Raw genomic sequence first — 16,727 nt, 5'->3', positions numbered from 1 at the left:
ATGAGGGTGGTTTCTTTGCGTTTCTAGGCATCTTCGCAATACAAGAAGGCTACTGCGAATGTTAGGATAATGCCCCTCTTAATGGTTAAAATAAGAAAAATTGGATGTAATTCAGGAGAAGTAACATGATGGAAGTAAGCGTATCTCTTTCTTTACAGAAAAATAAGGAACACATTCAAAACCAGCTATTTCATTCAAGTGATCTGAAGTGGCGGAGCATTCGGTTTAATCAATTGGAGGGGCTTATCTTCTTTCTGGAATCCCTGTCTGATCAACAGAGAATTCAAAAAGAGATCATTCAGCCTTTAGAAGAAACGAAAGTAGGAACGGTAGATGAGATCATTGTTTCTGTGGGGATTGAGAGGATATCGAATCTCAGCCGGTTGCCCCAAGCCTTAGTTCAAGGTAATTGCGTATTGTTATTTGAAGGTATAGAAGAAGCTTTGATTGTCGGAGTCGCTGCAGATTATAAACGAAGTATCTCAGAGCCAGTGAACGAAGGGGTCGTTCGCGGCGCTCATGATGGTTTCATCGAGCATCTCATCACGAATCTGTATCTGATTCGAAAGCGCATTGAGGATCCCGACTTGGTCGTTCGTTATTATGAGGCCGGAGAGGCAGCCAAAACGAAATTGGCGCTTCTCTATATGCACGATCTAGTGAATCCGGATCTGGTCAAGGAAGTCGATCGCAGGCTTGGTTCCATTGCGATGGATACCACTATCTCACCCGGATTCATTGCCGAATTGATTGAGGATAATCCGTTTTCTCTATTTCCACAAATCTTATTTACGGAAAGGCCGGATCGGGCGGTAGCCCATCTCATGGAAGGCCGTGTCGTTCTGGTAACTGATGGAGACCCGAATGCACTGATTTTGCCCGTTACTTTCTTTGCTTTTTTTCAAAGCCCGGATGATTATCACAGCAGGTGGATAGCCGGGTCGTTCATTCGCATGATTCGTTTGATGAGCTTTATCACCGCAACTCTAGTACCTGCTTTATATATTGCCATTGTTGGCTTTCATCCCGAAATTCTTCCATCAAATTTGATTTTTACGGTAAAAAGCAGTATCGACCGAGTTCCATTTCCACCTATTGTAGAAGCATTACTGATGCAGATTATCCTAGAGGTGCTTCGCGAAGCAGGGATTCGTTTGCCAAGCCGAGTCGGTCAAACCATCGGCATTGTTGGCGGTTTGGTCATCGGTGATGCGGTCGTGCGAGCTGGATTTGTTTCCTATCCCATGGTTATCGTTGTCGCCTTGACCGCTATTTCCTCATTTGTGGCCCCGTCTAATGAAATAAGTACGGCTACTCGCATTCTGGGTTTCCCGCTCATGATCCTTTCCGCGTTGTTCGGATTGATCGGGATCACGTATGGTTTGCTTTTTATCTTCATCCACTTATGTAAATTAGAGACCTTTGGTACCGCCTATTTTGCGCCGGTTATGCCTCTGCGAATCAAAGATTTGAAGGATACATTTGTCCGCTTTCCAATCTGGAGTTTGAATCAGCGTCCCCATGACCCGCATCCAAAACGACTAAATCAAGAAAGATATTCAAGAGGGTGGGAAAACGATGATCCCGGAAAAGAATAGAATTACGCAGGGGCAGCTCATGTTTTTTGTTATGCAGTCTCAAGTAGGGGTCGGAATTTTATCCCTTCCCCATAAAATGCAGGCAATCTCCAAGGGAGCCGGGTGGATATCTACCTTGATCGCCGGATTGGCCGTACAAGTGGTTATTTTGATTCTTTGGGCTCTTTGCAGACGGTTTCCTTCCGATACGATTTTCAGTTTCTTGCCGAAAATCACCGGAAATCTTCTCGGGAATCTGCTTGGTTTTGCTTATATTGGCTACTTCCTGTTTTTTACGGGAACGCTATTAAGCAAATTTGCCGATATTACGGGAAAGTGGGTGCTGCAAACAACGCCAAGATGGGCATTATTAATTCTCACCCTTCTCACCTGTATATATTTGGCGAAAGAAAACGTTCGAGTGATGGCCAGAATGTTTGTCATCTCTTCGTTAACGATCATTGTCATGGTGATACTATCCTTGCTCGGTTATGCAAACGCGAATTTTAGCTACATGTTTCCCATCTTGGAAGTAGGATGGTGGAAAATCATCAAGAGTGCGAATGAGGCAGTGTATCCTTTAGTGGGGTACGAAGTTCTGTTGGTGATTTATTCTTTCGTTGAAGGGAAAGAGGGTGGGAAATTAAAGGCAGCATCTTTAGGGAATATGGTGATTACCCTTTTTTACGCATTTGAGGTGTTTACGTGTTTAGTCATTTTCAGCCCGGGAGTCATGCCCTTTGTTTCGGAGCCTCCCCTTTATATGCTGAAAGGGTTTTCCTTCCAGATTATCCAACGGATCGACTTAATCTTTTTTTCTTTGTGGATTTTTATTGTTGGAACCGCTACTTCCTCTTGGTTATACATGTCAACAGCAGGCTTGGGTCGCTTTTTTCACCGGGGTGAACATAAAAAGGCAGTCCTCTATGCTGCTTTGATTGTCTTTATCCTGGCTATGATTGCGCAAGATCCAGCGATCTCCGACCTTTACGATCGAATACTTAAGATTGCACATTATACATTTGCGGTTGGACTTCCTTTGATCTTACTCATCTTTTCGTATTTTTCACGCACAAGGAGGGCGTAAACCAGATGAAAAGGATCTGCTTTTCAAGCACGGTTATTTTTGTTCTCCTATTGATGACTGGATGTTGGGATCAAGATCTTTTAAAGAATGCTCGTTTGTTGTATGGAGGAGGGTTCGATCTCGCGCCGAATGGAGAGCTTCTATCCACCTTTGTTATCCGGGACATGCCTATTGGCGAACAACAGAGTCCTAAAAACGATATTATACACACGGTTGGCAATACGCCAAGGGAAACCCGCGATAAAGCGGATGATCAGATATCCCGCCTGCTTCGCATTTACAAAAATCGGATCGTTCTCATTGGAGAAGAGCTGGCAAAACAAGATATTTATCCGATCCTCGATATTTTTTACCGCGATCCGAAAAGCGCTTTAAATGCAAGGATCGGAGTGGTACAAGGGAGGGCGAAAGACATGTTATCCCTGAAAAAAGTAGGGAATGTTTTAATTGCAGAAGAAATAGATGAATTAATCAAGAGCAACGAAGAGGCTACAGCCGTTCCAAAAGTGAACATTGAAACCATTTACCCTGTGATGATGGACCCCGGAGAGGATTTTGTTTTGCCATACCTCACGATAAAAGGGGACCGAGTAGATGCTTCGCGAACTGCCATGTTTCACAAGCACCAGTTTACAGGGACACTCAGCCATGATGAATCGACCATGTTTTTATTATTGAAAGACAAAAAGGGGAAATTGACGAGACTCACCAAAAAAGTAAGTAACCAGATGGGTCAACAAAACGCCAAGCATTTTGTGACCTTTAATATAGAAAAATCAAAGCGAAAGATGGAGGTGTTGATTCAACCGGACAATCAAATCACGGTCAGGCTGGATCTGAAGCTAAAAGTGAGTATAGTTGAATATCCTAAGGATCGCTTAAGTGATAAAAAAATGGTTGCCCAATTAAACCGGATTCTATCTAAAGAGATGAACGATTTGGGAAAAAAAACGCTAAAAAAATTGCAAGAAGCCCGCTGCGACGGATTAGGGATCGGCAGACAGCTCATGGCTTTCCATCCTGATATTTGGGAGAAGCAGAAGAAAGACTGGGGGAGCAACTATAAAAAAGTGCAATTTGTTCCTGTAGTTCAAGTAGAAATTACTAAAAAAGGGATTATTAACTAAAAAATCGGTGATGTCACCCGAACGGGTGGCTTTTTTGTTTTTGAGCATTTTGCAGAAATCCGAGCCCTTGAGCCTCAGGGTTTTACGAGCATAAAAAAGGACTTCACCCCGTGGTGCTGTCGAACATTGCAGGCAAAGTATTCTCCGAGCATTATTAGCCGCACCGCTTGAAAACATTGATTCGTTTTCGGGTTTGCATCATCGGTTGGATGTGGATCTTCGCTTCCGCTATCAGTGCGGGCTTCGGCTGGATCGAGGTCATCGGCATGATAAATGATCGTAAACAACGCCATTAGATGAAGGAAACTTCTACACGTTAAAACAACTTTATGCGGCAGCCACTCCCGTTCGCCATAAACCGGGGATCCTTCGTTCTGTTTGCGTCCAACTTAAAAATTTAACTTAACCTCGTAAAGGACAGACGAATGCATCCGCTCGGCCTGTCCTTTCCTTACGAAAATAGATGTCGCACAAGGGGAAGGGGGAACGAACAGTGTACCCATTGGATTACGATCATGATGAGTTTTCGGAATTTGTCTAATATTTGTACAACTGTAACTTTGGGGATATAATTGAATTTAGTTATTTAGCTTATATAAGGAGGTGACATCGACTCGAATATTGAGCCTCTTTTTTCCCTTAGACCTTTCTTATCAGTTAGTTAACATTATCAGAAATTTATATTCGCAAGTATCATTTAAAAAAGGAGATCTTGAATATGAAAAATGAGCTTTTACGCTGTTCACCAGAATCAGTAGGGGTTTCCAGTCAAGCTGTATGGAATCTAATAGATGCTCTTGAAGGTTGCGGTTTTAGCGAGATGCACAGTCTGATGATCATGCGTGACGGGAAGGTTTTCGCAGAAGGATGGTGGGCTCCTTATGTACCCGGTCGTGCACATATTTGTTGGTCAGTGAGTAAAACATATACAGCCACAGCCATTGGTATCGCCGTTACGGAGGGAGTCCTATCTCTCGACGACAGACTTGTCGACATATTTCCTGAATATGCACCGGAGCTTGAAAACGAAAACCTTTCTGCACTGAAGGTTCGACACCTGTTATCAATGAGTGTGGGCATGAAAGAAATGGGGCCCGAGGGCGAGGGTTGGTTGGAAAATTTCATGAAAATGAAGGTTGATTATCAACCGGGTACGGTATTCATGTACAACTCCATGGGGAGCAATACGCTTGGCGCTATTATACATAAAGTGACCGGTCAAACCATGGATGAATACCTGAGGCATAGACTTTATGACAAGATTGGAATGAACACAGAGCAGTTATATTGGACAATCATTCCCGGAAATTATGAATGGGGTGCAGGAGGGGTGTTTTCAACGACGGAAAATAACCTGCGCTTGATGCAGTTGTATTTGCAGAAGGGCATTTGGAACGGAGAGCGAATTTTGTCTGAAGAGTATGTCAAGCTGGCCACTACACCGCAAATCAATAACACAATTGCTTATTTTCCGGATGGGATGCAGGTATCCAGCGGGCCGGATGGTAATGCCGGTTACGGTTATCAGATGTGGATGTGCAGCTATGACGGCGCATTTCGGGCCGAAGGTTCTCAAGGCCAATTTTCTATCGTCTTCCCAAAGGAAAATATGGTTGTGGCAATCAATCAGACCTGTCCAGATAAAGACACACAAAATATCTTGAAAATTATTTATGACGTGCTATTGCCAGGGGTAAAGCAAGAGATACTGCCTGAAAACCCGGATTTGTTGAAGAAATTACGCCTTCGCCTGAAGAAATTAGCATTGCCTGTACCCGACTATCGACCATTTTCTACTATAGCAAATAGAATTTCAGGAAAGTCTTTTCATATATCCGAAGGTGCATTTACCTTTCTTACTGGGTTTGAACCAAGAGAATACAAAGGTACCGGTATTCGCGTATCCGGTGGTATACAGAGCTTCACGATGGAATTCTCAAGTCGTTCGTGTATGATTAAATATTTTGAAAACGATTTACCTTATGAGGTCCGGGTGGCGCTTGACGGAACTAGGGCGGCAAACCAGGTGATTGTGCCGAAACATACACCCAAAGAAGTTTTGTTAAGTGGTGCATGGACGAAGGATAACCTTTTTGAGGTGAAAGCACGCTGGATTGAAACCACCGTGGAAAAAAGCGTGTATTTTTGTTTCGAAGAAAACCATGTGGAGATTATGGCTCGGCTGACAACAGGGACACTGGGGGCTTATGTCCAGCCGGATGAAGTTGCGCACGGTGAGATAAACATTCCCACCATGGATATTCAATTTATGTCTTGAGAAGGAAGTGCTGTGAGGCATGATGGAAAAAAGTCCTCCTTTGCTTTACTGAGAAATGGTTTCGCAAGCCAATTATCAAGCAAAGGAGGGCGGTATCCATGGGTGGTAGCAGTCAGCCCACACCCGGTGGGATGCAGTTATCATATCATACTCATCTCAAAATTTTGCCGAAAAGGTTTGATCGTGCCGCTTTGGGAATAAATGAAAGGAATTACATTTTTGTGTTAAGTATATTCTAAACATTTTTAATTATGTGTCATCGTTCGGTTTCGGTGAGATTTTATGAAAGCGCTGACAAATCCTGACTGTTTATTGGGAAACGATTATACTCTGAAAGAAACGATCGGGTATTTAAAATAATGTTGTTATATTCTATTCCGTTCGGGAGGGCATACCGATGAAAAGAGGTTCAGCGTTACTTTGGAAATACCGAATTATCGTGCTATTGATTGTTTGGCTTGTCTATATTATTAATTATTTTGACCGATTGGCTGTTTTGGTTTTCCTTCCGAATATACAAACCGATCTTAATCTTACACCGGTTCAGGTAGGATATGCTGCATCCGTGTTTTTCTTCGCCTACGCCATAGCTCAGGTCGTTTCCGGATTTCTTGCCGACAAATTCGGTTCCAAAAAGATCATGACCTTTTCAATCATCGTATTTACCGCCATTACTTTTTTGACGGGCACTGTTAAAAACTTTACTCAATTCATTGTGCTCAGGCTCGGTTTGGGATACGGGGAAGGGCATCATTACACGCCGGCTTCCCGGACCATCAACCACTGGTTTCCGCTAAAGGAACGGGGACGCGCCATCGCGTTCTTTACGGGGTCATCGGCGGTCGCGCCTGCCCTTGCGCCTATCATCTTGACCTTTTTATCTGCCTCCTTCTTTGATGGCCAATGGCGACCGATTTTTTATTTGCTTGCAATTCCGGGCATGATAGGATTGTTTGCTTTGTGGTATTTTGTCAGTGATTCTCCTAAGGAAATGCTGGATAAAGGGAGATTAAGAGCAGAAGAATACGAAATCATCGTACAAGATTCCACGCAAGAAGTTGGAGACCGAAGGAAGAGCAACCGCCTTTTTCTGAAAGACGCCTATTTTTATGTTTATGCCGGCATATTGTTCCTTCATTGTATGGTTTTATGGGGACTTACGAGTTGGCTAACGACGTTTCTCGTCAAACAGCATGGCATGGACCTTAAACAAATGGGCTTATTCGCATCGGCCCCTTACATTATCGCAATATTTTCCGTTTTTCTCGGTGGATGGCTGATGGATAAAGTGTTTTTGAGAATGAAGCCGGTTGCCTTAATCTCTTATTTGGGTTGCGTCCCGGTTTTGTGGCTGCTCGGTACGGTTGAGAAAGGCAATACTGGCATTTTGCTGACGCTCCTGCTGCTCTCAGGATTTTTTGTCAATATGAACCTCGGTTCTATCATTGCATCCGCACAAAACCGGTACCCGAAAGAAGTCGTCGGAAGCGTCGTTGGAATGGTAAACGGAATCGGGCAAATGGGATCGTTTGTTTCTCCGCTCATAGCCGGATATCTGGTGGAAGTTGGAGCGAACGGTTCCCAATATTTTGGCAAAGTGTTTGTATTTTTCGCTATTTGCGCGGCTGCTGCAGCAATGTTGTCTCTTTTCCTGAAAGAAGGACAGATCAAAACCGACCAAGGCGCTTCAGGCAAAGAAGCATTGCCGGACCATCTGTCGCCAATGGATATGGCCGTCAAACAATAGATGCCGATTGAACAAGCGAAAAGCGGCTCGGCGGAGCTGCTTTTCGCGTATTCGGCAACGGGTCCGGCGGAAAAAAATCGTTTTGCCTATATGGGGAGAGGCGGTTCGAAAGATGGATATTAGACAACCCTTCCATCAGCAAGATGATCAAAAGCCTCGAAGATGAATAAGGCGTTACATTGCTTGACCGTTCTGAGAGGGAGGTTGTACTCACAGATACGGGACAGCTTGTTTATGAGAAGGCTTTAAACATTTAGCATTTGCTGGAGGACTTGTCCTCTTCTGTTAATGAGCTGCTTCAAGTGCAAAGAGGAAAAGTGAAGATGGGAATATTGCCTATCGTCGGCGCATTGCTTTTTCCCATGCAATTTCGCGGGAGTCAGCCCGCAATGAATACTCTAGTAGGTATGAGATACAATAAAGCTATACGCTTGGATTGGATTTTATAGTTGTGGAAAGGCGGACTTCTATTGCCCTCGCGCATTGTAAAATGGGTACCTAATTTATTTACGTTGGGAAATTTAATAGGCGGCTTATTTTCGATTACCTTTACGATGAGCGGTTACTTTCGAATGGCAGCTCTACTTATTTTTTTAGCCGCTTTTCTCGATTTATTCGATGGAAAAATAGCAAGAAAATTAAAAGTGAATAGTGAGCTCGGAGTTGAATTGGACTCGCTCGCAGATATGGTCAGTTTCGGGGTTGCCCCTGCTTTGCTTTTCCATGCCTTGTCACCGCATTCATGGATAACCTCTCTTGCCTTTGTCCTTTATCCGGCGATGGGAGCCTTGCGATTGGCGAGATTTAGCGCGAAACCAACAATCGGGTACTTTATGGGTATTCCCATTCCTCTTGCTGGCCTTATCATGGCAGGGATGGGGTTATTTCTGTATAGCAATTCCATTGTAACCATTTTGCTAGCTATTTTGATGGTAAGTCCCATACGCATCAAAAAATTATAAAAAGAGCAGGTCGAGTTCCTAAATGGTAAAAGCCACCAGTCGTGGCTTTTTTGTGATACAATTGAAAGTGAATTGAAATCTTTGGGGAATTGTTCAGTTTCAGAGGAAAGGACTTGAGCAGGTATGGTACTTTTGATTGCGGTGGCCCCCAAACATTTATAAAAAAGCATGAATCCATTGGGGGGACGACGACATGGAATACAACATATATACATTGGATAAGCATCCGGAAATGGCAAGTCATTTTGATAATTTGAATGAAGCGGGCTGGCCGCCGTTCATGTTATTTGATGAGGTGGCGGTACAGTATTATGCCCAGGTGGTTGAATTTTTCCCGCATTTCCAATTTTGTATCGCAGATGAAAGCGGGACTGTACTTGCTTGCTGCAATTCTGTTCCATTTTATTGGGACGGAACAGAGGAAGGATTGCCGGCTGGATGGGATGATGTATTTATCAAGAGCATCAGGGATTACCGTGAAGGAAGAGAGCCAAACGCGGTATCGGCCCTTGCGATCGTGATCCATCCCGCGGCCCGTGGGAAGGGAATCAGCAGCATAATGATACAGACGCTAAAAGATCTGGTTAAGAGCCAATCCATCAAGCATCTGTTTGCACCGGTAAGACCTTCTGTAAAATCGAAGTATCCGCTAAATCCAATGGACCAATACATCAAATGGCAAAATGACAATGGAGATCCATTTGATCCATGGATCCGGACGCACCTGCGTACAGGGGCTAAAATCATCAAGCTCGCTCCAGAGTCAATGATCATTAAAGGAACGGTTGCAGAGTGGGAAAGCTGGACAAGTATGAAGTTTCCTGAGTCAGGGACTTATATTGTGCCTGGTGCGCTTGTTCCGGTTGCGATTGATGTTGAAAAGAATGAAGGACGTTACGTTGAACCAAATGTTTGGATCCAACATTTTCTCTAAACACGATTCCTTTTACAAATATTTTGGGAAGGAAGTGTGAGACGATGGACAAAGAGAAACAGAGCCTGAGCATTGAAGCGGCCAAGCTTTATTATCAATTCGATTACAGCCAGCAAGAGATTGCCACCCAATTGGGAGTGTCCAGGCCGACGGTTTCCCGATTACTTCAGCATGCAAAAGAACAAGGGTATGTAAGAATTGATATCATTGACCCGCGTGAAGATTTACATATGATAGCGAAAGCACTGGAAAATAAGTATCGATTAGACACAGTCCGCATTTGTTATTCCCCGCTCAATGAGTATGAAGAAATAAAGAAAAGCATCAGCAAAAAAGCATCTGCCTTTATCCACGAGATTGTGAAAGACGGGGACATTATTGGTGTCACCTGGGGCACAACCATGTACGAGGTAGCTCTGCAATTGGAGCCCAAACCAGTCCGAGGGGTGGAGGTGGTCCAATTAAAAGGCGGTGTCAGCCATTCCCAAGTGAATACGTATGCGGTAGAAATCGTCAATTTATTTGCGGAAGCGTTTCAGACCGTTGCTCGTTATTTGCCGTTACCCGTTATTTTTGATCATATGACGGTCAAAAAAATGGTAGAAGAAGACCGGCACATCAGGCGAATCATCGAGCTCGGGAAGCAGGCGAATATCGCTGTTTTTACCGTTGGAAATGTAAGAGAGGATTCGCTCCTCTTCCGTCTCGGTTATTTTAATCAAGAAGAGCAGGAACTGTTGCAGCGGACTGGGATAGGGGATATTTGTTCCCGTATCTTTGATGCGGAGGGAAAAATATGCAGCGAAGATATCAATAACCGAATCGTAGGGATTGATCTATCGGATTTGCGCCAGAAAGAGAAATCGATCCTGGTTGCAGGAGGACAGAGTAAGATTGAAGCCATACAAGCGGCACTGGCTGGTAGATACGCGAATGTATTGATTACCGATCAGTTTACCGCACAAGCCTTGATAAGATAAAACAAAGGGGCATTCCACTAAAGTCGCAGGACTTATGGGATGCCCTTTTTTCTATACAGCATTCTTCATATTTTTAAAAGTACTGAATTGAACATAATTTCATTATAAAATTTACATATGTTCACACCCGTGTTACTATAAGTCTACGATAAGCAAATAGGAAGAAGGAGAAGGTGAAAGCAGAATGCTACATTTATCTGGAATGATTGACCATACCCTTTTAAGCGCGGATGCAACAAAAGCTGAAATTGCCAAACTAACGGCGGAAGCAAAAAAATATGAATTCGCGACCGTTTGCGTGAACCCAGCGTTTGTCTCTTATGCGGCGAAACAGCTGGCAGATTGCAACGTAAAGGTCTGTACGGTGATTGGATTTCCGCTCGGGGCTACCACTTCTGAAACCAAGGCATTTGAAGCGAAAAACGCGATCAACAATGGGGCCGCAGAGATTGATATGGTCATTAACATCGGGGCTTTGAAAGCCGGCGAACATGAGGCTGTTGAAAAAGATATTCGAGCGGTTGTGGCTGCAGCCGATGGCAAGGCGCTGGTGAAAGTCATTTTGGAAACCAGTCTCTTAACAGATGAAGAAAAAATTCGGGCTTGTGAACTATCGCTCAAAGCCGGAGCTGACTTTGTCAAAACCTCGACTGGTTTCTCTGGTGGCGGAGCAACGGTTGCTGATGTGAAGCTCATGCGTCAAACGGTAGGGGATCAGATGGGGGTAAAAGCATCCGGAGGAGTTCGTTCTCTGGATGATATGAAAAAAATGATGGAGGCTGGTGCAACTAGAATCGGTACGAGTTCCGGGGTAAAGATCATGGCCGGCGAGGAATCAGCGTCATCCTATTAAAGGAAATCTTGTCCTGCTCCGTCCGCTTGAAGCCGAAGGAAGAAGTGAACCCACCTACTATCTAAACGAAAAGGTCGTACCCAGTATTTCGGTACGACCTTTTTGATATTCTCTATCGCGATACACTGGGGCTTCATGGCGGCAAGGGAACTACGAGTTAAGCTTGTAGCACAAGCTCGTTCTGTTCGTTACTCCCAATTTCTTATAAATATTTTGCAAGTGCCTTTTGACTGTATTAAAACTAATGTGTAATTCGACCGAAATCTGCTGATTTGTATACCCTTGCTGCACAAGATCATAAACTTCCCACTCTTTTCGGGTCAAGAGGGCGGGCTTGTCACTATCATGCGAAGCTATTCGGCTGGCTGACTGACTTTTCGGGATAAGGTAAACGACATATTGAGGCTTTCTTTGAAAGGAAGATTGAGTCTGAATCGAGGGCAGGACATGTATCGTTATTTCCAGCAGCGCAGGCGATCGGACTGTCGTGACAAAAGGCAGAATCCTGCTGTAGGAATGATTTTCTAAAAGTTTCCCAATAAAGGATTTGATCGAATTCGTCCCTTTATTTTCCCGGGTCAATTCCGTGCAAATGTCCTGGGCAGCCGGATTCACATAGCGGATAGAGGCAGGGGGCTCGACGATAATCATGCCGATCGAGGACATATTTGAATGGGCCTCAAAAAGTATTTTTTCATGCGCAATCCCTTCCAGACGAGCAAACGTATCCAAGGGACTAACGATATATTTGGACAGGATGCCTAATACCTGGGTATCATAAGCGGTAAACCCTTTTTCCTGTTTGGAGCCTGCAAATCCAATAACGCCCAGCAATTTGTTTCCCTTTTCCAGAAAAACCCCCATCTCATCATAATAGCCGTATGCTCGCATAAATTGCTTATAGTAAACGGATTGTTCGTATTCCTGAAAGGGCATGATGTCATTGATCCGTAACGTATTACTGGTGGAAATCCGGTGAAGAATCTTTTGGGGATGCAGCAAATCGAACTGAGAATAATAGGAAACGTAATCTTGAATCAGGCTGTCCTCCAGGTTGTAGGTGAGCGGATCGTACAAATTGCCCTGACTGTCAGCTGTCCAAAAGATCGTTCTGTTAAAGCCAAATATTTGAGACAGAGACACCAACACCTGCTTACGGAAGTTTTCTTCGGGAACCATAATAGAGTCAATGAATTTCAGAACTTTCAAACAATTTGTTTTAGATACGCCCTTTTCCAGCAAAATGTCTTCCCCCCTATGGTACAGGTTCCTACAATCATGATACATGCACTCATTGGGAGCAATATGGCCTGAAAAGAGCGGGGAAGGAAACGCAAAAATGACCCTTTCGGGGAATAGTCAGCTTTCTTGGCATTTGTCATAATAAAGCCAGAAAACAAGTACCGCATAAAGAGGAGGCTTGGCACGATGCAATTTTCCCAATATTCTGCGTATGATGGAATTGGTTTAGCTGAGTTGGTCAGGCAAAAGGAAGTCACTCCAAGGGAACTGAAAAAGGCAGCTCTAGAGGGAATTGCCAAGGTTAACCCAAAACTGAATGCCATCGTCCATGTTCTTTCTGAACAAGCGGACAAGGAAATTGATTCCGGTTTGCCGGACGGACCGTTCAAGGGGGTTCCTTTCCTTATCAAAGAGATCGTTCTTCACGCCTCTGGAGTTCCCAGCAGCATGGGCAGCCGACTGGCAGACGGGATCAATTTTCCTTACGACAGCGAATTGATGGCCAGATTTCGCAAAGCAGGTCTGGTCACGGTCGGAACGACGACGACCCCAGAATTCGGTTACAACGCCACAACGGAATCGCTCCTGTACGGTGCCACTCGAAATCCATGGAATCCCGCCCATAGTCCCGGAGGATCAAGCGGTGGTTCCGGAGCAGCCGTTGCCGCGGGCATTGTCCCTTTTGCCCATGCCAACGACGGCGGAGGATCAATTCGCATCCCGGCTTCCTGCAACGGGCTGGTCGGTTTGAAGCCGACGCGCGGACGAGTCCCAACTGGTCCGGACTATAGTGAGCCGCTTAACGGTCTTGGTATCGAATTTGCCTTGACCCGTAGTGTCCGTGACGCTGCCGCGCTGTTGGATGCCGTCGCCGGACCTGATACCGGATGCTATACGTGGGCAGAATCGCCCAAGCGGCCTTTCAGTGATGAGATCAGCAGTCCTCCCCAGCGCCTGCGAATCGCTTGGACGGCGAAACCGGCTTCAGGTGTCCGTGTCGATCAGGAGTGCCTGGATGTCCTGTACGAAACCGTCAAGCTATGTGAAGAGCTGGGACACGAAATGATCGAAGCCGCACCGGAAATCGACAATGACCTGCATATGCTCGCTACACTGCGAATCTGGGCGGCAAACGTAACGAATTGGATCAACGGGGTCGCCCGCGCACTGAACCGGACTCCATCTGAACAAAATCTTGAATCGGCGATTCTCGCTTGTTACCAGTTCGGTCAGACGATTACGGCAACAGAATTTCTGGAGGCCCTTGACATTCAGAACATGGTTTCCCGATCAGTCGGAAGGTTTTTCACGGAATACGACGTCTTGTTGTCCCCGACAACGGCCCGTCCGCCATTGCCTTTGGGCGAGCTGAACGCGAATGCGTTAGGAATTGACGCAAAGCAATGGACGGAGCAGATTTTCACCTATGCGCCATTCACCAATTTGTTCAACACTACCGGTCAACCCGCCATTTCTTTGCCGCTCGGCGAAAGCAGCGGCGGCCTCCCGATCGGCATGCAGTTTGCCGGCCGCTTTGCTGACGAAGCCACTTTATTACGATTGGCTGCGCAACTTGAGCAAGCCCGGCCGTGGAAAGATAAACGCCCTTTGGTTCACGTCACGGGACAGGAATAGGATCCATTGGCATTAACGTTCGTTTTCGGAACAGGTGTAAACCCAGGATATATTTTGGAGCGGCTGATCCCAGAAGAGGGGGATCGAAAGAGGTCAGGGAAAGGCAAACGGTAAACGCCGGTTGCCTTTTTTTGAGTATGTACAAAAATGGCATCGCTATAGATGAACGATCTCGATGCGATGATCAAATTCCCGCAAATATTCCACAACCAATTTTCGGTGGCAATGATGCGGTTTCTCTTCACTGCAGAGGAAACAAGGAACGCTGTCACCCACCCAATCATTCATTCTCGTTTCGATTTTCCGCTGCTGCAGTAAATCTGTAAACGTAGTCTCGAACTCTCTCCAAGAAATTTCTTTTTGCTTGATTGCCTTCAGCAGGCTTTCGGTCGGGGCTAAAGAAAGGTCATGCAGGTAATCAATTTGCAGTAGCTCCAAAATGAATTCCAGATCATCCTTTTTGGCAAAGCCAGCGAGTTGGGATGTATTGTGCAGACGTGTATCAATCACGCGATCAACCTTGTGATGCTGAAGGGCTGAGGCAAAGGTACGCAGTGATTTTTTAGAGAAACCGATGGTGGTAACGAACATGTGCATTCTCCTTATCTACCTTTGCTCATGTCTCACGTGCAGAGTCCATGCCGGTACGAGTGATAGAGTAACCTATTCGACCAAGCGGACAGGCGCTCCTCTTTTATCACATGGAGAATAACGATGCATATTTACTCAATAATTCGTATTTTATTTCACTTAACATTCAAAATAAACTAGACAATCAGCACCAATCATAGATATTGTGGAACTAGGTTGTTTATCAAAATGTGGATCTATAGTACCTGGGTCATGCACGCGACTGTCATTTTTTTACCATTCTAGATACAATGATCGTTAGGGAGTTTCTGTAGCAGGAGGGAATCATGTATAGAGTTGGGGTTATCGGTCCTCATTCATCCGTAGAACGCATCATTCAATTCGGGAAAGAATATGAAATGACGATGGAATTTACTGCGTATCCGTATAAGGACTTCCATGAGACGGAAGGTATTGTCAGGGCACACAATCAAGATGTTGATGTCTGGCTCTTTTCCGGCCAGGTTTCATACATGATCGCGAAAAACACGTTATCCTCGGAAGAAAAATTGGTTTATATTCAGCATACAGAGTCTGGCATTTATAAAAGCCTTTTGCATATGGGATATTACCAGCAAGAATTTTTGAATCGAGTGAGCATCGACGAGATCACCACATCTCATTTGGAGCAGGCGCTTAGGCAAATCGAAATTGCACCCAAAGAAATGTATGTGAAAACCTTTGATGTGAATTCAACCATACAAGAGTTAATGGATTTCCACATGGATTTGTGGAGAAGCGGGAAGACGAAGGGCGCTTTGACCTGTTTTGAAGCGGTTTATCTCGGTTTAAAAGAGGCCGGGGTACCGACTTACCGAATCTCAACGACTGAATTGGAAATTCGCCAGGCCTTACGAATTCTCGCAGAAAAGACGAGGACCTTTTACTACAAAGACACACAAATTGGGGTTCAAATCATAGAAATGGAGCATTTCGATAAAATATCGGAGAAAGTGAAAAGCTCGTATCATTTGCAGTACTTTGAAATGCAGGTAAAAGAAACGCTGCTTCGCTATTGTGAGAGATTAGATGGCTCTCTATTAGAGAAAGGGAACGGCCGTTATGTAATTTTCAGCTCACGAGGTGCAATCGAACGGGAAATTAAAGTGTTGCAAAAGACAATCTACCAGCTTTCCAATGAATCTGATGACACAGTTACGGTAGGAATCGGGTATGGGGTAACGGTTCATTCAGCCGAAATAAACGCGCAGCGTGCCATTCAGCTGTCGAAAGAAAGAGTCGAGCACGGAATCGTCATTATTCGAGAGGACGGGACGATGATTCAATCGGCAGGGGAAGAGGAGGAGCTTAGCTATTCCTACCGTTTTGATGACAAACAACTGAGCGAAAAGCTCAAGGATGTCAAAATCAGTGTGAAAAACTATAACAAACTTACGGCCCTCATCAAGAGAATGAATTGGAACGATTTTACCATCAAAGATCTAGCTACGCATCTCTATTGGGATGAACGCAATGCGAGACGCTTTATGGTGAGCTTGTGTGAGGTCGATTTAGCAGAACATATCGGAGAAGAGTCATTTACTTCACGTGGAAGACCAAGTAAAAGATATCGCTTGAAATAACCATTCAAAATCTGGATGGTTATTTTTTTTATTAAATTTTCAGAATGCGCATTGAAAAATACAAATGATTCAAATATAATCCTTTTAGGTTA

The 16,727-nt window shown here is 44.7% G+C and carries 13 protein-coding genes and 2 pseudogenes; 13 read left to right on the top strand and 2 right to left on the bottom strand.

All coding sequences use genetic code 11. The features are described 5' to 3' along the window. The first annotated feature begins 125 nt into the window (after positions 1-125). From ACIFQN_RS16125 to deoC, 11 genes and pseudogenes are all read left to right on the top strand, one after another. A complete protein-coding gene (locus ACIFQN_RS16125) occupies positions 126-1,598 on the top strand; it encodes a spore germination protein (RefSeq protein WP_429834051.1) in 1,473 nt (490 codons plus the stop codon). Then, on the top strand, positions 1,579-2,664 hold the full coding sequence (locus tag ACIFQN_RS16120) for a GerAB/ArcD/ProY family transporter (RefSeq protein WP_429834050.1): 1,086 nt from the start codon (positions 1,579-1,581) through the stop codon (positions 2,662-2,664). Before ACIFQN_RS16125 ends, ACIFQN_RS16120 begins: the two co-directional genes overlap by 20 nt. 5 nt (positions 2,665-2,669) lie before the next feature. After that, a complete protein-coding gene (locus ACIFQN_RS16115) occupies positions 2,670-3,791 on the top strand; it encodes a Ger(x)C family spore germination protein (protein WP_429834049.1) in 1,122 nt (373 codons plus the stop codon). 103 nt (positions 3,792-3,894) lie between these two features. After that, a pseudogene (locus ACIFQN_RS16110) lies at positions 3,895-4,047 on the top strand (transposase); the annotation flags it as partial. A 462-nt stretch (positions 4,048-4,509) separates the two neighbouring features. Then, positions 4,510-6,069 carry a serine hydrolase domain-containing protein gene (locus ACIFQN_RS16105; protein ID WP_429834048.1) on the top strand — a complete coding sequence of 520 codons (1,560 nt, stop codon included), beginning with the start codon at positions 4,510-4,512 and terminating at the stop codon, positions 6,067-6,069. A 397-nt stretch (positions 6,070-6,466) separates the two neighbouring features. Next, the gene (locus ACIFQN_RS16100; protein WP_429834047.1) at positions 6,467-7,816 is read left to right on the top strand and encodes an MFS transporter; all 1,350 of its coding nucleotides are present in this window, start codon (positions 6,467-6,469) and stop codon (positions 7,814-7,816) included. A gap of 119 nt (positions 7,817-7,935) precedes the next feature. Further along, positions 7,936-8,193: pseudogene (locus tag ACIFQN_RS16095) on the top strand (LysR family transcriptional regulator); the annotation flags it as partial. Between the two features lie 93 nt (positions 8,194-8,286). Continuing rightward, positions 8,287-8,778 carry a CDP-diacylglycerol--serine O-phosphatidyltransferase gene (gene pssA / locus ACIFQN_RS16090; protein WP_429834046.1) on the top strand — a complete coding sequence of 164 codons (492 nt, stop codon included), beginning with the start codon at positions 8,287-8,289 and terminating at the stop codon, positions 8,776-8,778. 193 nt (positions 8,779-8,971) lie between these two features. Further along, complete coding sequence (locus tag ACIFQN_RS16085; protein ID WP_429834045.1) at positions 8,972-9,712, top strand: GNAT family N-acetyltransferase; 741 nt, start codon at positions 8,972-8,974, stop codon at positions 9,710-9,712. A gap of 44 nt (positions 9,713-9,756) precedes the next feature. Continuing rightward, on the top strand, positions 9,757-10,692 hold the full coding sequence (locus tag ACIFQN_RS16080) for a sugar-binding transcriptional regulator (protein ID WP_429834044.1): 936 nt from the start codon (positions 9,757-9,759) through the stop codon (positions 10,690-10,692). Positions 10,693-10,876: 184 nt separating this feature from the next. Further along, positions 10,877-11,545: a deoxyribose-phosphate aldolase gene (gene deoC, locus ACIFQN_RS16075; protein WP_429834043.1), complete on the top strand. Its 669-nt coding sequence runs from the start codon at positions 10,877-10,879 to the stop codon at positions 11,543-11,545. Positions 11,546-11,695: 150 nt separating this feature from the next. On the opposite strand, the gene ACIFQN_RS16070 is transcribed toward deoC, so the two are convergent. Beyond that, a complete protein-coding gene (locus ACIFQN_RS16070; RefSeq protein ID WP_429834042.1) occupies positions 11,696-12,787 on the bottom strand; it encodes a helix-turn-helix domain-containing protein in 1,092 nt (363 codons plus the stop codon). Positions 12,788-12,973: 186 nt separating this feature from the next. On the opposite strand from ACIFQN_RS16070, the gene ACIFQN_RS16065 reads away from it, so the two are divergent. After that, the gene (locus ACIFQN_RS16065; protein WP_429834041.1) at positions 12,974-14,422 is read left to right on the top strand and encodes an amidase; all 1,449 of its coding nucleotides are present in this window, start codon (positions 12,974-12,976) and stop codon (positions 14,420-14,422) included. A gap of 156 nt (positions 14,423-14,578) precedes the next feature. Here ACIFQN_RS16065 and ACIFQN_RS16060 read toward each other — a convergent pair whose 3' ends face one another. Beyond that, the gene (locus tag ACIFQN_RS16060; RefSeq protein ID WP_429834040.1) at positions 14,579-15,013 is read right to left on the bottom strand and encodes a DUF488 family protein; all 435 of its coding nucleotides are present in this window, start codon (positions 15,011-15,013) and stop codon (positions 14,579-14,581) included. Positions 15,014-15,339: 326 nt separating this feature from the next. Between ACIFQN_RS16060 and ACIFQN_RS16055 the strand changes: the two genes are divergently transcribed. Further along, complete coding sequence (locus ACIFQN_RS16055; protein ID WP_429834039.1) at positions 15,340-16,635, top strand: hypothetical protein; 1,296 nt, start codon at positions 15,340-15,342, stop codon at positions 16,633-16,635. Positions 16,636-16,727: the final 92 nt, after the last annotated feature.

The organism is Brevibacillus sp. NRS-1366 (assembly GCF_050467985.1).
The sequence above is the reverse complement of the archived record's forward strand: the minus strand, read 5'-3'. Positions and strand labels throughout refer to the sequence as shown.